The 19,152-nt window shown below is 71.4% G+C and carries 18 protein-coding genes; 9 read left to right on the top strand and 9 right to left on the bottom strand.

What is annotated here, in order from left to right; all coding sequences use genetic code 11:
* Positions 1-44: 44 nt before the first annotated feature.
* Together ACIBZJ_RS22715 and ACIBZJ_RS22710 are read left to right on the top strand one after the other, a co-directional pair.
* Positions 45-260: a DUF2945 domain-containing protein gene (locus ACIBZJ_RS22715; protein WP_395932625.1), complete on the top strand. Its 216-nt coding sequence runs from the start codon at positions 45-47 to the stop codon at positions 258-260.
* Positions 257-685, top strand: a complete 429-nt coding sequence (locus ACIBZJ_RS22710) for a hypothetical protein (RefSeq protein WP_395932623.1) — start codon at positions 257-259, stop codon at positions 683-685. Before ACIBZJ_RS22715 ends, ACIBZJ_RS22710 begins: the two co-directional genes overlap by 4 nt.
* A 35-nt stretch (positions 686-720) precedes the next feature.
* Here the strand turns inward: ACIBZJ_RS22710 and ACIBZJ_RS22705 are convergent, their stop codons facing one another.
* The gene (locus ACIBZJ_RS22705) at positions 721-3,750 is read right to left on the bottom strand and encodes a UPF0182 family protein (protein WP_395932621.1); all 3,030 of its coding nucleotides are present in this window, start codon (positions 3,748-3,750) and stop codon (positions 721-723) included.
* Between the two features lie 125 nt (positions 3,751-3,875).
* Between ACIBZJ_RS22705 and ACIBZJ_RS22700 the strand changes: the two genes are divergently transcribed.
* Positions 3,876-4,430 (top strand): PPA1309 family protein, encoded by a 555-nt coding sequence (locus tag ACIBZJ_RS22700; RefSeq protein WP_395932619.1) that lies wholly within the window; start codon positions 3,876-3,878, stop codon positions 4,428-4,430.
* A 2-nt stretch (positions 4,431-4,432) separates the two neighbouring features.
* Here ACIBZJ_RS22700 and ACIBZJ_RS22695 read toward each other — a convergent pair whose 3' ends face one another.
* Together ACIBZJ_RS22695 and ACIBZJ_RS22690 are read right to left on the bottom strand one after the other, a co-directional pair.
* Positions 4,433-5,452: a PDZ domain-containing protein gene (locus ACIBZJ_RS22695; protein ID WP_395933231.1), complete on the bottom strand. Its 1,020-nt coding sequence runs from the start codon at positions 5,450-5,452 to the stop codon at positions 4,433-4,435.
* Between the two features lie 28 nt (positions 5,453-5,480).
* Positions 5,481-6,569, bottom strand: a complete 1,089-nt coding sequence (locus ACIBZJ_RS22690; RefSeq protein ID WP_395932617.1) for an NAD-dependent epimerase/dehydratase family protein — start codon at positions 6,567-6,569, stop codon at positions 5,481-5,483.
* A 44-nt stretch (positions 6,570-6,613) separates the two neighbouring features.
* Between ACIBZJ_RS22690 and ACIBZJ_RS22685 the strand changes: the two genes are divergently transcribed.
* Positions 6,614-7,825, top strand: coding sequence for a zinc-dependent metalloprotease (locus ACIBZJ_RS22685; protein WP_395932615.1), 1,212 nt, complete (start codon positions 6,614-6,616; stop codon positions 7,823-7,825).
* A gap of 1,404 nt (positions 7,826-9,229) precedes the next feature.
* Here ACIBZJ_RS22685 and ACIBZJ_RS22680 read toward each other — a convergent pair.
* Entirely contained in the window at positions 9,230-9,781 is a 552-nt protein-coding gene (locus ACIBZJ_RS22680) for a M48 family metallopeptidase (protein WP_395932613.1), read from the bottom strand.
* 507 nt (positions 9,782-10,288) lie between these two features.
* On the opposite strand from ACIBZJ_RS22680, the gene ACIBZJ_RS22675 reads away from it, so the two are divergent.
* Genes ACIBZJ_RS22675 through ACIBZJ_RS22665 form a run of 3 tightly spaced genes read left to right on the top strand, consistent with a single transcriptional unit; the run spans position 10,289 to position 13,040 of the window.
* On the top strand, positions 10,289-10,441 hold the full coding sequence (locus ACIBZJ_RS22675; protein ID WP_169745129.1) for a DUF5679 domain-containing protein: 153 nt from the start codon (positions 10,289-10,291) through the stop codon (positions 10,439-10,441).
* Positions 10,442-10,456: 15 nt separating this feature from the next.
* Positions 10,457-11,656 carry a thiamine biosynthesis protein ThiF gene (locus ACIBZJ_RS22670; RefSeq protein WP_395932611.1) on the top strand — a complete coding sequence of 400 codons (1,200 nt, stop codon included), beginning with the start codon at positions 10,457-10,459 and terminating at the stop codon, positions 11,654-11,656.
* 4 nt (positions 11,657-11,660) lie between these two features.
* Positions 11,661-13,040, top strand: coding sequence for an ABC1 kinase family protein (locus ACIBZJ_RS22665; RefSeq protein WP_395932609.1), 1,380 nt, complete (start codon positions 11,661-11,663; stop codon positions 13,038-13,040).
* A gap of 220 nt (positions 13,041-13,260) precedes the next feature.
* Here the strand turns inward: ACIBZJ_RS22665 and ACIBZJ_RS22660 are convergent, their stop codons facing one another.
* From ACIBZJ_RS22660 to ACIBZJ_RS22650, 3 genes are all read right to left on the bottom strand, one after another.
* Positions 13,261-13,548, bottom strand: a complete 288-nt coding sequence (locus ACIBZJ_RS22660; RefSeq protein WP_395932607.1) for a WhiB family transcriptional regulator — start codon at positions 13,546-13,548, stop codon at positions 13,261-13,263.
* Positions 13,549-13,659: 111 nt separating this feature from the next.
* On the bottom strand, positions 13,660-13,947 hold the full coding sequence (locus ACIBZJ_RS22655; protein ID WP_395932605.1) for a hypothetical protein: 288 nt from the start codon (positions 13,945-13,947) through the stop codon (positions 13,660-13,662).
* Between the two features lie 208 nt (positions 13,948-14,155).
* Entirely contained in the window at positions 14,156-16,252 is a 2,097-nt protein-coding gene (locus ACIBZJ_RS22650; protein WP_395932603.1) for an ATP-dependent DNA helicase UvrD2, read from the bottom strand.
* Between the two features lie 91 nt (positions 16,253-16,343).
* Between ACIBZJ_RS22650 and ACIBZJ_RS22645 the strand changes: the two genes are divergently transcribed.
* Positions 16,344-16,595 carry a mycoredoxin gene (locus tag ACIBZJ_RS22645; RefSeq protein ID WP_395932601.1) on the top strand — a complete coding sequence of 84 codons (252 nt, stop codon included), beginning with the start codon at positions 16,344-16,346 and terminating at the stop codon, positions 16,593-16,595.
* A gap of 9 nt (positions 16,596-16,604) precedes the next feature.
* Here the strand turns inward: ACIBZJ_RS22645 and ACIBZJ_RS22640 are convergent, their stop codons facing one another.
* On the bottom strand, positions 16,605-18,017 hold the full coding sequence (locus ACIBZJ_RS22640) for an MFS transporter (RefSeq protein WP_395932599.1): 1,413 nt from the start codon (positions 18,015-18,017) through the stop codon (positions 16,605-16,607).
* Positions 18,018-18,128: 111 nt separating this feature from the next.
* Between ACIBZJ_RS22640 and ACIBZJ_RS22635 the strand changes: the two genes are divergently transcribed.
* The gene (locus tag ACIBZJ_RS22635; protein WP_395933229.1) at positions 18,129-18,713 is read left to right on the top strand and encodes a uridine kinase; all 585 of its coding nucleotides are present in this window, start codon (positions 18,129-18,131) and stop codon (positions 18,711-18,713) included.
* Here ACIBZJ_RS22635 and ACIBZJ_RS22630 read toward each other — a convergent pair.
* Positions 18,664-19,113: a hypothetical protein gene (locus ACIBZJ_RS22630; protein WP_395932597.1), complete on the bottom strand. Its 450-nt coding sequence runs from the start codon at positions 19,111-19,113 to the stop codon at positions 18,664-18,666. The genes ACIBZJ_RS22635 and ACIBZJ_RS22630 overlap by 50 nt on opposite strands.
* Positions 19,114-19,152: the final 39 nt, after the last annotated feature.

Genomic DNA, 19,152 nt, shown 5'->3' with positions numbered 1-19,152 from the left:
AATACGCTGGGTTTGTGCCTCAGCGCCGGGGGCATCACCGCCCTATGACCACGTCGTTCAGCAAGGGTGACCGGGTGAGCTGGAAGAGCCACGGCGGCGAGGCGGTCGGTACGGTCGAGAAGAAGCTGACCGAAGACACCGAAGCCGGCGGGCGGACCGTGCGTGCGAGCGTCGACGACCCGCAGTACCTCGTCCGGAGCGAGAAGAGCGGCCGGACGGCGGTGCACAAGCCGTCCGCCCTGACCAAAGAGGGCACGTGACGGCCACGCCCGACCCGGCGCACGAACGGCCGGAAGGGGTGGACGACACCACCGTCGAGGCGGTGGGGAAGCTCAGCGAGGCGCTGGAGACGATCGAGCAGGCACGCGGGCACCTGTACGCGATGCATCAGCTGACCGGCCACGCCGACCTGATGCTCGACGACGCGGTCGAGTCGCTCCGGAAAGCCGGGCACGATCGGCTGGCCGACCGCGTCGAGACCGAGTTGGTCGGCCGGAACCTGCTGGAAGGTCGCTGGACGTTCCAGATCGTCGAGGAGTTCGACGACGGGTACTACGCGGCGTTCCGCGGCGTCGAGAAGGACGCCCGCGACGAGCTGCTGGGCGGGCGCAGGCACGTCTTCGAGTCGGAGATGAAGGAGCGACGGCGTACCCACGGCCGTCGCCACCACGAAGCCCGGCCATGAGAAAGGGCCCCGCCACGTGGCGGGGCCCTTCGTCTCTAGCGTCCCGGTGAGGCCGATGGACTCGTGCTGGCTCTCGCTCTCGCGGCCTGCCAGGCGTTGACGGCGTTCTGCAGATCCTGCGACGCCTTACCGATCGCCGCCAGGTCTCCGCTGCGCTGCGCGGCCTTGAGATCGGCCGACGCCCTGTCGACCGCGGCTGCCGCGGAGTCCACGCTCGTCCCGCTCGGTGGCGACACCGGCGTCGGACTCGTCGACGGGCGTGGAGTGCCCGACGTCGACGGCGTCGGGGTCGCGCCCGGCGACGGCGTCGTCCCGCCGGACGGAGTGGTACTCGGTCTGTCTCCGGGTTGCTGGCCCTCGGGTGCGTCCTCGGACGCACCGGCCCCGAAGAGGTTGTCGAGTGCACCGCCCAAGGTCGATTGGTACGCGACCTTTTCGCCGTAGAGCATCAGCACGTTCTGGAACAGCGGAATCGAATCCTGGCCGCTGGCTCTCTGGTAGATCGGTTCGACGTAGAGCAATCCCCCGGCCACCGGCAACGTCAGCAAGTTGCCGTAGACGACTTGGGAATCGCCCAGGTCGAGCACGTTCAGATTGTCGCGGACCGTATCCTCACTTCGCATTTTGTTCTGCGCCTGTGTTGGACCGGCGATCTGGGAGTCACCCGGTAGCTCCAGCATCTGGATCACCGGTTTGTAATTGTCGTCGTAATGGGCGCTGACCAGCGCGGTCAGGTTGTTCCGTTGATTGGCGACCATCGGCGTCGTGATCTGGAACGTGGCCTTGTTCTGCTGTGGCCATTGCGCGACGACGTAGAACGGTGGCTGTTTCCCGCCGCGGCCCGGCGTCGGATCGTCCGGGACCTGCCAGAAGTCCTGCCCGGTGAAGAAGTCACCGGGAGAGCTGACGTGGTACTTCGCCAGCAGCGACCGCTGGACCTTGAACTGGTCTTCCGGGTAGCGGAAGTGCGACGCCAGGTCGGCCGGGATGTCTTTCTTCGGCTTCACGATCCCGTCGAAGGCCTTGTTCCAGGCCTTCAGCACCGGGTCGGTGTCGTCGAACTGGTACAGGGTGACCGTGCCGTCGTACGCGTCGACGGTGGCCTTCACCGAGTTCCGGATGTAGTTGATCTGGTCGTTCGGCTGTGCGGCCGTACCCGCTCCGGTCCGCGAGTCGACGGCGGTCGCACCGAGCGTCTCGCGCTGGGAGTACGGGTAGAAGTTGCTGGTCGTGTAGCCGTCGATGATCCAGAGGATCCGGCCGTTGACCACCGCCGGGTACGGATCGCCGTCCAGCGTCAGGAACGGGGCGACCTTCTCGACCCGCTCGCGCGGGTTCCGGACGTACATGACCTTGGAGTTCTCGTTGAGCCGGCTGGAGAGCAGGAAGTTGCGCTCGCGGAAGTACAGCGCGAACAGCGCCCGGCGGGTCAGCGAGTCGACGGCGACGCCGCCCTTGCCGTTGTACGTGTAGCTGATCTGCTCGCTCTGGTCGCCGCCCTGGCTGGTCGGCCGGTCGAACTCCCGGTCGCTGCCGCCGGGCGCCTTGCCGACGACCGCGTAGTCGCTGGCCAGCTCGCCGTAGTAGATCCGGGGCTGCTTGACCGGGTTGTCCTTGTTGAACGCCGTGGACAACTTCTGCGCCTGCTGCTCGGACGCCTCGCTGTCGGTCGCGGCCGTCTGGTCACCCAGTTGCCCGGAGACGAAGTACGGCTGCCCGCCCTCGGTCACCTGATTGGCCGGTGCGGCCACCAGCCCGTAGCCGTGGGTGTAGGCGGTGTGCAGGTTGATCCAGTTCTTCTGGCCCTCGTCCAGGCGGCTGGTGTCCATCTCGCGCACGGCGACGATGTAGTCCTGCAGCTGCTGGTCGACCGTGTACTGGTCGATGTCGAGGCTGGAGTTGAACCGGTAGAACGTCCGGACCTGCTGGAGCTGCGTGAACGTGTCGGAGAGGACGTTCGGGTCGAGCAGGCGCGCGTTGCGGACCGTGCCCGCCTCCTCGGAGACCTGCGCCGGGGTGGCGCTGGTACTCGGTTGGTAGTCCTCGCGCTGGACGTCCGCGATGTCGTACGCGTCGCGCGTGGCGGTGATGCTGCGCTCGATGTAGTCGGCCTCACGGTCGGCCGCGTTCGGCTTGATCGTGAACTGCTCGGCCAGCGCGGGGACCGCGCCGCCGATGACGATGGCCGAGATGCCGAGCAGGATCAGCGCCATCGCCGGTGGCAGCACCCGGCGGAAGCCCAGGTTGGCGAAGAAGACCAGCGCACAGAGCGCGGCGATCCACAGCAGGATGTTCTTCGCCGGGAGGAGGAACTCGATGTCGGCCGCGGACGCGCCGTGGGTCTTCGTCGCGTCGTTGTAACCGAACAGCATCCCGAAGCGGTCGAAGTAGTACGCGACCGCCTTGAGCGCGACGAACAGGCCGAGCAGCACCGAGAGGTGGCCGATGACCGCGGTGCCCAGGCGTCCGCCCGTGCCGGCCTGCAGCCGGATGCCGCCGAACAAGTAGTGGACGACCAGCGCGCCGATCACCGACAGCACGATCGCGGTGAACGCGACGCTCAGCACGTAGCGGTAAAACGGGTACTCGAACACGTAGAACGAGATGTCGCGGTTGTACTGCGCGTCGGTCTGGCCGAACGGCGTCGAGTTGACGAAGAGGAGCCAGGTCTTCCACTGCCCTTGCGCGGAGAGGCCGGTGATCACACCCACGACCGCGCCCGCGGCGAGCGTCAGCAGCCCGAAGCGCGGCGCGATCGCCATCCGGTACCGCTCGAGGTTCTGCTGCTCGAGCGACATCGGAGCGAAGATCGGCCGCAACCGGTACGCCACGTACAAGTTGATCGCGACGATCGCACCCGTGATGACGCCGAAGAGGACGAACAACAGCAGACGCGTCTGGAGCTGGGTCGTCAGGACCCGGGTGAGGCCGACCTCGTCGTACCAGAGCCAATCCGCGTACAGACTGCTCCCGGCCGTCAGGACGAAAAGCAGCACGACGGCCGTTACGAGAAGGATGACGACACGCCGGGCGCGTCGGCTCACCGACGGCAGCGGCGAACGCATGACCACGGGCACTCCCGGTGTGAATCTGGCGAGGCAGGTGAAGCGTGGGGCCAAACCTACCCTGCGACGACCAGGGAACCGGGCGCGGACCACGGTGCTCTCAGCTCCGTGCCAGCATGGGGGCCATGACCGACGTCCACTCCGGCGTGAACGGGGTTCCGCTCCCCGATCCCCTGCACGCCGTCGTCCTCGAACTCGAACGCCACGCGGCCGAGGGTGGGTGGGACCAGCCGCCCACGCTCTATGCCCTGGTCGACACCGCGGAACTGCTGGCCGCCGAACCCGGATTGGCTGACCAGGTGGGCCTGTCGGCCACCGAGGTCGAACCGGGTTCGATCACCCCGGTGGAACAGGAGTCGCTCGGCGACGGGCCTCTGGACGAGACGCTGGCCCGCATCGCCTGGCCGGAGAGCGTGCTCGGCTGCGCGCTGGTGCAGGAGGTCCTCGTCCTGCCTCCGGACGCCGAGGACTCGCGTCCGGACGACGCCGACCCGGTCGAATGGGCGGCCGGCCACGCCGACCGACGCGAGGTCCGGATGGTGGCCGGGGTGCTCCGCGACGGCACGAGCGCCTGCGCGCTCCGAATGCGACCCGACGACGGCGACGAGCCGATCGACGTCGTGTACGGCGCCGATCTGGCGCCGAACCTGGTGGTGGCGTTGCGGGCGACGCTGGACTGACTTCAGCAGCCCTGAGGCCGTTTCCCGCCGCGGACCTGGGCGAGCGCGTCCAGCGCGCCGTCCAGGTTCTGCACCCGGACGAGCTCCAGGCCGCTCGGCGCGGATCCCTTGGCTTCCAGGCAGTTGTCGGCCGGGACGAGGAACACGGTCGCGCCCGCGCGCCGGGCCGCGAACATCTTCTGCGAGATGCCGCCGATCGCGCCGACTTTGCCCTCGTCGTCGATCTCGCCGGTACCGGCGATGAAGATGCCGCCGGTGAGATCTTCCGGCTTGATCTTGTCGATGACCGCCAGTGCGAACATCAGCCCGGCCGAGGGGCCGCCGATCTTGTCCAGGTCGAACGAGACCTGGAACGGGTGCGGCTGCTCGTCCTTCGTCTCGATCTTCATCAGCGGGCGCCCGTCCTGGCCACCCGGGGCGAGCTTGATGTCCGCGGTGCCCGTGGTCGCGCCCCGCTGGTAGCCGATCTTCACGGTCTGGCCGGCTTTCTTGGTGCCGAGCAGCTCACGCAGCTTCTGCCCGCTGGTGACCGTCGTGCCGTCCACCGACGTCAGGATGTCCTTCGCGGCGAGCTTGCCGGTGGACGGCGAGTCGGGCTGGACCGTGCTGACCGTCACCTTGACCGGGTAGCCGAGCTCGCGGAGCGCAGACGTCTCGGCCGAGGTCTGGGACTGCTTGAACGCCTGCGCGTTCTCTTCGTTGACCTTCTCCCGGCTCTCTCCCGGCGGGTAGACGACGTTCCGCGGCACCACCGCGACGCTGCCGTCGAACCAGCCGACCAGCGCGTTCCCGAGGTTGAGGTCGGGGCTGACCGAGACCGTCGTCAGGTTCAGGTGGCCCTTGGACGTGCTGGTCTTCGTCCCGGTGATCGTGATGATCTCGTGGCCGTCGCGCTCACCGAGCGTATTGACGGTGGGACCGGGGCCGAGTGCGACGTACGGCACCGGGAGCAGCGCCATTCCCAGCGAGAGCATCAACGCGAGAATGGCGCCCACGAACACCGTCAGGCCGCGCCGCAACATCATGGGCGTCAGCGTATCCGCGTGTGTCTCACCGGCGGTTCTTGCGGTTGCGTCTGGCCCGCCGGACGAGGGCCGCGGTGCCGACCAGCGCGACCGACACACCGGCCGCCGCGCCGCCCGCCACTGCCGCGCCCTTGACCGTGATCCGCAGCGGACGTCCCTGCGCCCAGCTGCTGAGCGCCTCCTCGTTCGTGTACGCCGGTTCCCAACCGGCGGCGCGCAGCCGGTCGGCGTCCACCGCCCAGGGGTGCATGAGGTAGTCGAGCTGGCTGGCCGGATCACCGCTGATGCCCTGGGCGTGCAGCCGGGTGGCGGTGCCGACCGCGGCGTCGGCAGGCAGCTCGACCCGACGGCGGCCGAGGATCCGTTCGACCTCGGTCTGCTCGAGCCACCCCTCCGATCCGACGTTGAGCGGCCCGGTGAGCCGCGCCAGCACCGTGGTGAGCACGGCGCCGGCCAGGTCTTCGGAGTGGCAGAACTGCCAGATCGGCTTCGTCCCCCGGACGACCAGCAGCCGTGGGCCGTCCAGCGCGCCGCCGGCCGGGTGGTCGATACCTCGTCCGACGACCGTCGCCGGCCGCAGCAGCGCGGTCTCCACCTGTGGATACATACGCCCTGCGCGAACAGCGAACTCCTCGACCGCGAGCAGGTCGTCGAGCGCGCTGCCGTCCGGCCGGGCCCGGATCGGCGCGCCGTCCGGGACGGGTACCGGGTTGTCGGCGAACGCTCCGTAGATTTTCGCGGAGGACAGCAGGACGACGTGCCGGATGCCGGTCGCGGCCGCTGCCGTCAGCGCCACCGAGGCGCCGGTGACCGTGCGTCGGCGCTGCTCAGCCCGGTCGAGCGCCGGATCGTCGGCCACCGCGACGTGCACGAGCGCGTCGACCCGGTGCAGTGCGGACGCCAGCCCCGGATCGGTCGGGTCGGCCTTGCGCCAGCGCACGGTGGGGACGCCCGGCTTCTTCACGTCGAGCGCGATCACCTGCCGGATGCCGTCGGCCCCGGCCAGTCGTCGGCACACCGCCTGCCCGATCGGGGACGCAGCACCGGTCACCGCGACGGTGAGACCGGCCGACGGTGCCGCGGCCGCACGCGCCGCGCGGAGGGGACGGGTCATGACGGGCCTACCAGAGCTACGGTTGACGGCATGGTGAGCCAGTCATGACCGACATTCCGTTCGGCTTCGCGCTTCCGGGGGGCCAACCCAACCCCAATGACCCGCAGTGGGCAGCGATGATGGCTCAACTGCAGCAGATCCTCTCGTCGTCTCAGTCTGACGGAACGGTCAACTGGGACCTCGCCAAACAGGTCGCCACCGGCCTGGCCCGGGAAAGCGACCGTTCGCTCACCGCTGCCGAGCGGACCGAAGCGGTGGACGCCCTCCGGCTCGCCGATGTCTGGCTCGACCTGGTCACCAGTCTGCCTTCTGGCGTCTCGCACGCGGTCGGGTGGAGTCAGCTCGAGTGGATCGACGCGACGATTCCGACCTGGAAGCGGCTTTGCGACCCGCTGGCCGAGCGAGTCGTCGGCGCGATGAGCAAGATGCTGCCCGAAGAGGCGGCCGCTCAGCTGGGCCCGATGACCGGCATGCTGGCCGGCATCGGCGGCATGATGTTCGGCGGACAGGTCGGCCAGGGCATCGGGCAGCTGTCCGGTGAGGTGCTCACCTCGTCCGACATCGGTCTGCCGCTGGGGGCGGCGGGCACCGCCGCGCTGTTGCCGGCGAACCTGGCGAAGTTCAGCGAGGGCCTGGAGCAGCCGGTCGACCAGGTGCGCCTCTACGTGGCGCTGCGCGAGGCGGCGCACGCCCGCTTGTTCGGGCACGTCACCTGGGTCCGGGCGCACGTGCTCGACGCCGTCGACGCGTACGCGCGTGGCATCACGGTGGATCCCGACACGATCGAGCGGGCGGTACGGGAGATCGACCCGTCCGACCCCGAGTCGATGCAGCAGGCGCTGACCGGTGGCATGTTCACGCCGGAGGACACGCCCGCGCAGCAGGCGGCGCTCGCCCGGCTGGAGACCGCGCTGGCGCTGATCGAGGGCTGGGTCTCGCACGTCGTCGACCAGGTGGCGGCCGAGCGGCTGCCGGGCGCCGCGGCGCTCACCGAGACGTTCCGCCGGCGCCGGGCCGAGGGCGGACCCGCCGAGCAGACGTTCGCGACGCTCGTAGGCCTCGAGCTGCGCCCGCGGCGGCTGCGCGACGCGGCGACGGTCTGGAGCGCGCTGCTGGAGCACCGCGGCGCCGAGGGCCGTGACGCGGTGTGGGCGCACCCGGACCTGGTGCCGACGTCGTCGGACCTGGACGATCCGGTGGCGTTCGCTACCCGGGACGACTCGGGAACCGACTTCGACATCAGCGAACTGGAGTAGGCCAGCAGCTCGCGCGCACCGCCCGGCCGCCGCGCACCGCCCGGCCGCCGCGCACCGCCCGGCCGCCGCGCACCGCCCGGCCGCCGCGCACCGCCCGGCCGCCGCGCGGGCCCGGCCGCCGTGGCCGGGCGCGCCGCCGCGGGCCGGGCGGGCCGGCGTGGCCGAGGGGCCGCCGTGGCCGGGCGCGCCGCCGCGGGCCGGGCGGGCGCGCCGGCGTGGCCGAGGGGCCGCCGTGGCCGGGCGGGCCGGCGCGGGCCGGGCGGGCCGGCGCGGGCGGCGCCCTTCCGTTGTGACGGCCCGGGCGGCAGCCCTCCCCCGCGACCGCCCCCGAGCGGCACCCCTCGCTGTGACGACGCTCGAGCGGCGCTTCTCGGCCGAGACGGCCCCGGGCGCACCCTCCGGCGTGACGATGCTCGGGCGGCGCCCTTCGGCCGTCGCAGGAAAATGGCTGTATCGACCCCCGCCGATACAGCCATTTGCCGCGACGGACCCTCGGCGCGGCGGCTGGGGGCGGCGCCCGGATGCGATCAGCCGGATGCGATCAGGTAGCCCTCGGCGACACGGCAGCGGCGGAAACACCGCCCGGAACAGCGGGAACCGCCCTCGGGCACGCAGAAGCAGCCGGGAGCGCCCCCTGGCGCACGGAGCCACATGCGCACGCAGAAGGAGCCGGAGGTCCTCGGTACGCGGAAGCGGCGGAGGCCTCACTCGGGCACCCGGGAACCGCCATCACGTGCGCGGAAGCAGCCGGACGCGGCGTTCGGGTGCGGAAGCAGCCGGACGCGGCGTTCGGGTGCGGAAGCAGCCGGACGCGGCGTTCGGTGCGCAGAACGATCGGGTGCGAGAGCGCTCGGATGCGCGAGAGCAGTCGGGTCCGACGCCAGGGTGCGCGGAAGCGGTCGGGTGCGCCGGAGCGGGTCACCGGCACCCAGAAGCGCGGCTGCGGCACCCGGGCCCGGGCTCGGCCCACAGGAACGGGGCTCGGACACACAGGAACAGGCCTGGGTGCGGCGGATCGGGCGGTTACGCGGAAGCAGCCGGATCGACGCTCGGGTACGCGGAAGCAGCCGGGTGCGCCGGAGCGGGTCACCGGCACCCAGAAGCGGGGCTCAGGCACCCGGGCCCGGGTGCGCGGGAGCGGGCGGGTTCGCCGGCGGGGCGCCCGTGGCGGGCTACACGGAGGCGGCCTTGGTCGCCCGGCAAGCGGGTGGAGCGGCGGGGGCCCGCGGCGAAGGCCGGTTGGCCGACAACCAACGCCTGCCCCGGCGCGGGCGGGTGCGGCATGTCCGTAGGGCAGCCGGGCCGAGCCGCAGGGCAGCCGGGCCGAGCCGTAGAGCAGCCGGGCCGAGCCGCAGGGCAGCCGGGCCGAGCCGCAGGGCAGCCGGGCCGAGCCGGGGGGCCTTTCTACGCGCCGAGGGCCGGGTCGGCCTCGTCGCTCAGATCCAGTGACGCCGCCGCCGCGACGCCCTCGAGATAACCCCTCGCGCGCTGGGCTCTCGGGTACCGCTCCACGAGCTCCCAGAAGTCGGACCCGTGGCCCGGGACGCGCAGATGCACCAGCTCGTGCACCAGTACGTAATCGATCACCCAGTCGGGCATACCTCGCAGGCGCGACGACAGCCGGATCGTCCCCTCGGCCGGCGTGCAGGAGCCCCAGCGGCCCCGCTGGTTGCTGACCCACCGGACGCTCACCGGACGCACCTCGTCGTCGAGGAACAGGTGCGCCAGCCGGAGCGCGCGTGCCTCGAGTTCGGCGTCGCCACGCGGCCGCCGGGTACGCCGATCACGCGCATCGAGACGCGCGAGCATTTTCTTGACCCACTCGCGCTCTTCCACGGCGCTGAAGCGCGCCGGGATCAGCACGACGACCGTGTCACCGTCTCGATACGCGGCGACGGTGCGGCGCCGACGCGCACTGCGCCGGACCTGCACGGTGAGCGAGTGGCCGGGGTCCATAGAGGCACGCTAGCCCTCGATCGGCCGGTCCGTCTGCCGTGTCGTGAATCCTGTGGACGAGCCTCCTCCACAGGGTGGATGTCCTCCGCGAGACCCCTCACAGAGGTCCCGTGACTCACCCTGAATGGCCCCCGGCGTTGACTCGGAGGGCCGTCGCGGCCTAGCGTCACAAGAGCCCCTGTGGCGACCGTCCGCCCCGGCACGTGGGGAAGGTGACGGGACGGGCGCCGTCCAGGGGCCCTTTCGTGTCCACGACACGCCTCCCGCGCTCCGCGCGACACGCCTCCCGCGCTCCGCGCGACACGCCTCCCGCGCTCCGCGCGACACGCCCCCCGCGCTCCACGACACGCCTGCCTGGGCCCGCGACACAGCAGGCTCACGCGGCGGCGACACGGCTAATTCTCCCGGCGAGCCTCTAGGCAGTTATGCCCGTTTTGCCGGATAAGGTCGGGCGATCCGGCGGAGCTCCACCGTCGGCCGACCCTGTCCAGCCGCCGAGGAGGCACTGTGGCCGACACTTACAACGGCTACTGCGTGAAGTGCAAAGAAAAGCGTGACTTCGAAGGTGAAGTCACGACGAGTGAATCCGGGCGCCGGATGGCGAAGGGCTCTTGCCCGGTATGCGGTACCAAGATGAACCGGATCCTCGGCAAGGCCTGAGTCTCCCGGGCCCCCGTGGCCGGCGGCCCGCCCCTCCGGGCGGGCCGCCATCATTTCCACCTGTGGACGACCGGCCTCTGGACGACCGGCCTGTGGACGACCAGCCTCCGGACGACCGGCCTGTGGACGACCAGCCCGAGCCCGGCCGATCACGGCACTCTCATCGGCATGCGTCCGCTCCTGATCCCCGCGCTCCCCCGGCTCTGGCGGGACGCGACCACGCTCCAGCTCGGCGTCGACCCCGAGCGCGCGGTCGTCCTCACGGCCGTCGATCCGGCCCTCGCCACGTTCCTGACCTCGCTCGACGGCCGCCGCCCGCTCGACCGCGTGGTCGCCGACGCCCCGGCCGGCCTACCGGCGCAAGAGCTGATCACCCGCTTGCTCGCCCACGGCGCGATAGTCGACGCCACCCCGCTGGCGCCCACCGCAACCACACCCCATGCCGACGCCGACCTGCCCCCGCTCCCGCCCGAGCTCGCGTCCGCACTGCTCACTCACGGCCCCGACGCCGTCCACCGGGTCACCGCCCGCCGCCGGGCCCACGTCCTGGTGCGCTGCCGCGGCCGCGTCGGGCCGGTGATCGCCGCGCTGCTGGCCGCGGGAGGCGTCGGCCGGGTCACGGTCACCGGCTCGGGCGTCGTCGCGCCGGACGACGTCACGGTGGGCGGCCTCACCCCCGACGACATCGGGCGCCCCTACGTCCTCGCCGCCATCGACGCGGTCAGAAGAGCCTCCCCGACCGTCGACACCCGGAATCCCACCACCGGCGCCGCTCCCGATTTCGTGGTGCTCGCCGCCGGGCCGCTCCCGCTCCCCGCCGACCAGGTGCGCTGGACGTCGAGCGGCGTACCGCATCTGCCGGTCCTGCTCCGGGACGGCGTGGCGATCGTCGGGCCGCTGGTCGTTCCCGGCCGTACCGCGTGCCTGTCGTGCGTCGAGGCGCACCGCCTCGACCGTGACCCGGTGTGGCCGGTGCTCGCCGCGCAGCTCGCCACCGAGCAGCGTCCGGAGCTCGCCGACGCGTCGGTCGTCAGCCTGGCGGCGGCGCTGGCCTCGGCGGAAGCCACCGGCCACCTCGAAGGCGTACCGACCGCGGCGCTCGGCGTCTCGCTGGAAGCCGGACCGCCGGGCGTCCCGCTCCGGCAGCGATCGTGGTCTCCGCATCCGCGCTGCGGGTGCCTCACCGGCGGTTCCGGCCGGAGCGCGCGACAATAGGTGGGTGACCGACATCCCCCGGCGTGCGCTCACCCGCACAGCCAAGCTTGCGGCGCTGCCGTTGGGAATGGCGGGCCGCGCCACTCTCGGCCTCGGCAAGCGTCTAGGTGGCGCCCCGGCCGAGGCGGTCGCCCGCGAAGTCCAGCAGCGCACGGCCGAGCAGCTCTTCAGCGTCCTCGGCCAGCTCAAGGGCGGTGCGATGAAGTTCGGCCAGGCGCTGAGCATCTTCGAAGCCGCGTTCCCGGAAGAACTCGCCAAGCCCTACCGGGCGGCGCTCACCAAGCTGCAGGAGGCGGCACCGCCGCTCCCGGTGGCCCAGGTCCACGCCGTCCTCGCCGAAGAGCTGGGACCCGACTGGCGGAAGAAGTTCCGTGAGTTCGACGACACCCCGGCGGCCGCGGCGAGCATCGGGCAGGTGCACCGCGCGGTCTGGTCCTCGGGCCGGCCGGTCGCGGTCAAGATCCAGTACCCGGGCGCCGGCCCGGCTCTGATGGCCGACCTCAACCAGCTCGGGCGCATGGCCCGGCTGTTCACCGTCGTCCAGCCGGGGCTCGACATCAAGCCGCTGGTCGCCGAGCTCAAGGCCCGGGTGGCCGAAGAGCTCGACTACAAGCTCGAGGCCAAGGCCACCCGGGTGTTCGCCAAGGAGTACCGCGACGACCCGGAGATCGCCGTACCCCGGGTGCTCGCCGGTACCGCGCGCGTCCTGGTGACCGACTGGATCGACGGAACGCCACTGTCGGCGATCATCGCCGACGGCTCCGAGACCGACCGGAACCTCGCCGGTGAGCGGATGGCCGTGCTGCACTTCGCCGCCCCGGCCCGCACCGGGATGCTGCACGCCGACCCGCACCCGGGCAACTTCCGCCTGCTGCCCGACGGCCGGCTCGGCGTCCTGGACTTCGGTGCGGTCGCGCGTCTGCCCGAGGGTCTTCCCGAGCCGGTCGGCCGGCTGGCCCGCCAGGCGATCGCCGGCGACGCCAAGGAGGTGCTCGCCGGCCTCCGCCGGGAGGGCTTCGTCAAGCCCGACGCCGACATCGACGCGGACGCGCTGCTCGCTTACGTGCGGCCGATGCTCGATCCGCTCGCGGTGGAGGAGTTCCAGTTCTCCCGGGCCTGGCTGCGCAAGGAGGCCACCCGGCTGGGAGACCCGCGCAGCCCGGCGTACTCGGTCGGGCGGCAGCTCAACCTGCCGCCGTCGTATCTGCTGATCCACCGGGTGACGCTCGGCTCGATCGGAGTGCTCTGCCAGCTCGAGGCCAAGGCGCATTACCGCGCGGTCGTCGAGCGGTGGCAACCCGGCTTCGTCGAAAAGAACCAGCCCGACTTCGTCGACAAGGACCAGTCCGGCTTCGTCGAAAAGGACGACCCACCCCAGCCGTAGCCGGGGTGGGTCTTCACTGATCAGAGACGGTCTCGGAGGCGGGCAGCAGCTGCGGCCACTACGCGGGCCGGCCGGCGCGCACCCTGACGGATGCGGCGCGGCACGGCCTGTTGCATTCGAGATCGGGCCAGTGCTTCGTTCAGCAGTAACATTTCCGTGCTCCAGGTCTTCTCGTGGTTCAACGAAGTGCTCATTTCGAGGGGCGGGGACTGGGGGCTCATCAGGCTGCGACCGTGTTCTTCCGCGGGCGGCCACGGGGCCGCTTGCGCGCGATCACGGTTCCGCGCTCGAAGATTTCGCCGCCCCAGACGCCCCAGGGCTCGCGCCGCTCGATCGCGCCCTGCAGGCACGCCTCACGGAGCGGGCACTCCTGGCAGTGACCCTTGGCGAGCTCCAGGTCAGCGGGGGTTTCCGCGAACCACAGCTCCGGGTCTTCCCGCCGGCAGGGCAGCGCTTCGTCCGGGTCGATCACCCCGAAGTCCATCGGGGCGAGATCGATTGCCGTCATGACCGGATCTCCTCTTCCGTCGTGCTTTGGCATCCGCGTGGGTGGTGGAGACAAACAAAAAGGCCGTGGATCCCGGTTCGGGATCCACGGCCTCGAAGCGCCGCCAGCCTTTTAGGCTGGCGTACCTCGAGGCGGAGATCCCGCTCGACCGTCGACGCGCAGGGCGTCAACGCTCAGCTGGGCCTGAACCGGGGTACCGAAGGTGGTGCCATTGCCGTACTCGGCATTGGCCGCCTGGAGGACGGACTTCTCCTCCGAGACCTGGATCGCGTGGACTTGTGCGCAGTGCGCATGCGCCGTCAGGGCAACTCGCTCGCGCGCGGTCATGGGCACGGCTTTGCCGGACCAGATCGAGGGCATGGCGGCAGCCATCGGCGTCAACATCAGGTTGCTGTTCACTGTGGCCACTCCCCTCGATCGGATAAGAAGACGGAGTCCTCTTGGGTTGAACGCCGGTCTCCCGGCGCAAAGGCAGGTTAAGCCCGGGCCGGGCCGCGGGCCAACCTATTTTCCGGCCATACCTCGACAGGTGTCTGCCACCCGACAGAACGTACGGCGCGCCGAGCCCGACACGCCGACAAAAACCCCCGAAATCCGCCGGAGAAAATCAAACAGATTTCCCCGCGACGATCGCCAGCAGCGCCTCGCCGTAGAGCGTCAGCTTGCGGGGGCCGACACCCGGAATCTCCGCCAGCTGGACCTCGCTGCTCGGCTGCTGCTCGGCCACCGCGGTCAGCGTCGCGTCGGTGAAGATGACGTAGGGCGGCAGCTTCTGCTCCTTGGCGAGCGCGCCCCGCCAGGTGTGCAGGCGCTCGTACAGCTCCTCGTCGTAGTCCGCGGGGCAGTTGCCACAGCGGCGGAGCTTGCGGTGCGTCGGATCGAAGAGCGCGACGCCGCAGACCCGGCAGGTCGGCAGCGACCGCTTCCGCGGCTGCGCGGACGACACCTTCGACGTGGGCGCCACCGACGTGCCCGGCACGCCGACCGGCAGCGCCGCCGCCGGCAGGAAGCGGCACGGACGGCGGCTTCCCCGGCCGCCCGGCGAACGCGCCGCCGCCCAGGACAGCCACAGGTGCTCGCGAGCCCGCGTCACCCCGACGTAGAGCAGCCGACGCTCCTCCTCGATCTGGTGGGGGGTCTTCGCGTACGAGATCGGCAACGTGCCCTCGGCCAGCCCGACCAGGAACACCGCGTCCCACTCCAGACCCTTGGCGGCGTGCAGCGACCCCAGCGTGACGCCGTCGACGGTGGGCACGTGCTGGGCGGCGGCCCGAGCCGCGAGTTCCTCGGCCAACGCCGGCAGCCCGTCCACTGCGGACGACGAACCCACGGTCTCTTCGGCCAGCCGGCGCAGCGCCGCCAACGCCTCCCACCGCTCGCGGGCCGCGCCACCCGCGGGCGGAGCATCCGGACGCCAATCGAGGCCGGACAGCGCGCCGGTCACGGCGTCCACCGCGGTTTCGTCGTCAGAAGCCGCACGGGCCGCACCACGCAGCAGCATCATCGCTTCGCGGACCTCGGGACGCTCGAAGAAGCGTTCGCCGCCCCGCACGACGTAGGGAACGCCGGCGTCGGCGAGGGCCTGCTCGTACGTCTCCGACTGGGCGTTGGTGCGGAACAACACCGCGATCTGCGCCGCGGGTACCCCGGAGGCGATCAGTTCGCGGCACCGGGACGCGACCGCGGACGCCTCGGCCGGCTCGTCCGGGTAGTGGGAGACGCGCGGCTTCGGGCCACCCGACCGCTGACCGACCAGCCGCAGCCGGACCGAGGCCTCGACGCCGCTCCCGGCGGCGATGACGTCGTTGGCGAGCCCGACCACCTGCGGGGTGGACCGGTAGTCCCGCTCCAGCCGGATCACCACCGCACCGCGGTGGCGCCGCGGGAAGTCGATCAGGTACGACGCACTGGCGCCGGTGAACGAGTAGATCGTCTGGCTGGCGTCGCCGACGACGGTGAGATCGTCGCGGCCGCCGCACCAGGCCTCGAGCAGCCGCTGCTGCAGCGGGTTGACGTCCTGGTATTCGTCGACGACGAAGTGCCGGTACTGGGCCCGGATCTGGTCGCCCACGTCCCGGTGGTCTTCGATCGCCCAGATCGTCGCGCGCAACAGGTCTTCGAAGTCGATGACGCCCATCCGGCGCTTGAGCCGCTCGTACCCGGCGTACAGCTCGGCGACCTGGGCCGCCGGGAGTGGCGTCTCCCGGGACGCGTCGGCCGCCGCCGACGCGTAGCCGTCGGGCTCCACCATCGCCGACTTGGCCCACTCGATCTCGCCGGTCACGTCGCGGATACCGGTCCGGTCGAGCTTCACCCGCTCGTGTGCGGCCGCCTGGCCGACCACCCGGGCCTTGGACTCGATCAGGTCGGGCATCGCCCGCCCGTCGAAGACCCGGGGCGCGAAGTACCGCAGCTGACGCAGCGCAGCCGCGTGGAACGTCCGGGCCTGGACGCCGGAGACGCCCAGTGCCCGCAGCCGCCCCCGCATCTCGCCGGCGGCCCGCGCGGTGAACGTGACCGCGAGGACGTGGTTGGGAGCAGTGGCCTGGGTCAACACTCCATGGGCGATCCGGTGCGTGATCGCCCGGGTCTTGCCCGTGCCGGCACCGGCCAGGATGCAAACCGGCCCCCGCGGGGCCAGCACCGCCGCGCGCTGTTCGTCGTCGAGCTCAGCCAGAACATCGGTATCAACAGGCGCGGTCACACGTTCGATACTGCCAAATGCTCGGAGGCGGGAAGGCTCCGTCCCCAGCCGGTGTTACGCAACCGGTGAGTTCCACGAGGAAGGACGCTCAATGGACGCGGCGGTTACGACGCTGACGATGTACTCCACGACCTGGTGCGGTTACTGCCGCCGGTTGAAGAGCCAGTTCGCACGCGAAGGCATCGAGTACACCGAGGTCGACATCGAGCAGGACCCGCAGGCCGCGGATTTCGTGATGAGCGTCAACGGCGGGAACCAGACCGTCCCGACCGTCCGCTTCCCGGACGGCTCAGCCCTGACGAACCCCACCATCGCGGACGTCCGCACAAAACTGGGCCGCTGACCCCAGGCCTTAGCGCCGCCGCGCCGAATCCCACACCGTGCGGTCGGCGTCCGCGCCGAGGTCGGCCGGCAACGTGGCCTCGTCGGCGGGCGTGGGCGCGGGTGGCAACGCCCACCCCATCGCCCCGCTCGCCGAGATCGGCCCCGGTCCCGGCTTCGGGCCCGGGCCCGGGCCACCGCGCGACGCACTCCCGCCCGCGGTGAGCTGCAGGTACACGACCGCGAGCAACGTGCCGACGGCCATCACGCCGAGCAGCACCCGGTAGTCGATCACCGCGACCAGCAGCGCGCCCAGCGCCACCGACACGGTCTGCGGCACCCCGATCACCAGGTACGCGGCGGTCGTCACCCGGCCGATCAGCGCCCCGGACGTGCTGCGCTGCAGACTCGTGACGAACCCGACCAGCACCAGCGGCAGCCCGAATCCGGCGAGCACCACACCGCCCACCACCGCCGGTAACCAGCTGACGATCATCGTCATCGTGCCGGCCGAGAACGTCCCCAGACCGATGATCACCGTGCGCACCTCACCGGCCGCGCGGATCAGCCAGGTCGCCGCGAAGCCGCCGACCACGGCGCCGACCCCCTGCACCGCGACGACCACCCCGACGAACTCCGGCGGCCGTCCCAGCCAATCGACGATCGCGAACACGACCGACTCCGCGATCCCGATCACCAGCAGCGCGAGCGCCAGCGCCACGGTCACGTGCAGCAGGGGCCGGGCCCGCCAGAGGAACCGGAGCCCGGCGGCGAGTTCGGCCCGGATCGACTCCCGCGTGGCGACGGGCGACGGTTCGTGCACCTTCAGCACTCCGAGCGCAAGAGCGGCCCCGACGAACGTCATGGCGTCCAGCAGCGCGACGCCGCTGCCGCCGATCAGCGCGTAGAGCGCCGCGCCGGTGAGCGGCGCGATCAGCCGGAGCGCCTCTTTCACGGTCTGCAGCACCGCGTTGGCCTCGCCCAGCGAGCTGTCCGGGAGCATCGTCTTGAGCAGTGCGTTCAGTGCCGCCATGTGCAGCACGAGCAGCGTCCCGTAGACGGTCGCCACCCCGTAGATCACCCAGACGTGACGCTCGGACCGCACGAACAGCAGCGGCACCACCGAAACGGCCGAGCAGAGGTTCGTGACCACGAGGAACAACCGGCGCCGGACCCGGTCGACCAGCCAGCCGCCGAGCGGCCCGATCAACGACGGCGCCGCGACAAACACCAGCGTGAGGCCGGCCATGCCGCTGCTGCCGGTCAGCTCCTTCACCCAGATCGCCAGCACCAGCAGCATCGCCGAGTCGCCGAACATCGAGAGCGCCTGCCCGGCGAACAACAGCCGGAAATCGGTGCGGCGTAACAGTCTGGCGAGCGCCATCGTCACCCCCGGTCGTGGCGGCAACCCGGTCAGCCACGCCCAGCCACTCTTGGGGAACATAGCCGTCAGATAGGTCGGGTTCAACGCGTTCAGGACGAGCGGAGTACGTTCGTACGGGTGAGCCAGCCGGTACCCGTCTCCCCCGAGGCGCTCTCCGACCTCCTCAGCGAGATGATCTCGGCGGTGATCGGCGGCCGGGAGAACAGCCGTCTCCGGGTCGCGATCGACGGCGCCGACGCGGCCGAACCCGGCCGTCTCGCCGAGAGCCTCGTCGAACCGTTACGCGCGGGCGGTATCGCGGTGGCGGTGGTGCACGCCCGCGACTTCCTGCGTCCGGCGTCGCTGCGCCTGGAGTACGGAAAGACCGACCCGGACTCGTTCTACGACCTGTGGCTGGACGAGCGGGGCCTCACCCGCGAGGTGCTGACCCCGTGGGCGGCCGGTGGCCGGTACCTGCCCGCGCTCTGGGACGTGGCCACCGACCGGGCCGTACGCGCGGACTACCGACCGGTGCCGCCGCGCGGAGTCGTGCTCGTCGAGGGGCCGCTGCTGCTCGGCCGCGGCCTGCCGTTCGACCTCGCGGTCCACGTCCGGCTCTCCGGCGGCGCGCTCCGCCGCCGGACGTCCGCCGACGAGGCCTGGACCCTCCCCGCCTTCGAACGCTACGAGGAGGAGGTCGAGCCGACCGCGATCGCCGAGGTCGTGGTCAGGGCCGACGACGCCAGGCATCCAGCCGTACTGGTGCGGGGTAGCTGAGGGCCTGCCGGAGCGCGCGGCGGCGGTACAGCGACCCGAGGAGAATGCCGGCCATTGCGACGGTGGCGGCGGTCGCCCAGACGACGGCCAGCCGGGTCGCGGTTCCCTCGCGGCGGACGATGCCCTGCTCCGGGTCGATCAGCGGCGCCGCGGTCGACTTCGTCGACGAGGTGGCCGGCCAGGTCACGACCATCGTTCCGGCGCTGGGCGCCACGTCCGACGTGCTCGTGGGCACGACCCCGGCGGGGCGCGTCCAGGCCAACGACTCCATTCGGACGTCGGGCCCGGCGGCTAATGCGGTACCGGCCGAGCCGCCCACGAAAACCGCGGTGAGCAACGCGCCCGCGGCGACCCGCCGCGCGGCCCGGCTCCGCCGAGGGGTGGTAGCGACGAGGGGCATCGGCCTCGGCCGAGGGGGAACGACCCGAACCGGCGTACG

This window comes from Cryptosporangium sp. NPDC051539, assembly GCF_044454545.1.
Lineage (GTDB): Bacteria > Actinomycetota > Actinomycetes > Mycobacteriales > Cryptosporangiaceae > Cryptosporangium.
Note: the sequence above shows the minus strand (reverse complement) of the source record. Positions and strands in the feature narration are given on the sequence as shown.

Excerpts from the sequence above, each read along its gene's own strand:
- ACIBZJ_RS22715 (WP_395932625.1), top strand. The coding sequence starts at position 45 with ATGACCACGTCGTTCAGCAAGGGTGACCGGGTGAGCTGGAAGAGCCAC.
- ACIBZJ_RS22705 (WP_395932621.1), bottom strand. The coding sequence starts at position 3,750 with ATGCGTTCGCCGCTGCCGTCGGTGAGCCGACGCGCCCGGCGTGTCGTC.
- ACIBZJ_RS22700 (WP_395932619.1), top strand. The coding sequence starts at position 3,876 with ATGACCGACGTCCACTCCGGCGTGAACGGGGTTCCGCTCCCCGATCCC.
- ACIBZJ_RS22695 (WP_395933231.1), bottom strand. The coding sequence starts at position 5,452 with ATGTTGCGGCGCGGCCTGACGGTGTTCGTGGGCGCCATTCTCGCGTTG.
- ACIBZJ_RS22690 (WP_395932617.1), bottom strand. The coding sequence starts at position 6,569 with ATGACCCGTCCCCTCCGCGCGGCGCGTGCGGCCGCGGCACCGTCGGCC.
- ACIBZJ_RS22685 (WP_395932615.1), top strand. The coding sequence starts at position 6,614 with ATGACCGACATTCCGTTCGGCTTCGCGCTTCCGGGGGGCCAACCCAAC.
- ACIBZJ_RS22680 (WP_395932613.1), bottom strand. The coding sequence starts at position 9,781 with ATGGACCCCGGCCACTCGCTCACCGTGCAGGTCCGGCGCAGTGCGCGT.
- ACIBZJ_RS22660 (WP_395932607.1), bottom strand. The coding sequence starts at position 13,548 with ATGACGGCAATCGATCTCGCCCCGATGGACTTCGGGGTGATCGACCCG.
- ACIBZJ_RS22645 (WP_395932601.1), top strand. The coding sequence starts at position 16,344 with ATGGACGCGGCGGTTACGACGCTGACGATGTACTCCACGACCTGGTGC.
- ACIBZJ_RS22640 (WP_395932599.1), bottom strand. The coding sequence starts at position 18,017 with ATGTTCCCCAAGAGTGGCTGGGCGTGGCTGACCGGGTTGCCGCCACGA.
- ACIBZJ_RS22635 (WP_395933229.1), top strand. The coding sequence starts at position 18,129 with ATGATCTCGGCGGTGATCGGCGGCCGGGAGAACAGCCGTCTCCGGGTC.
- ACIBZJ_RS22630 (WP_395932597.1), bottom strand. The coding sequence starts at position 19,113 with ATGCCCCTCGTCGCTACCACCCCTCGGCGGAGCCGGGCCGCGCGGCGG.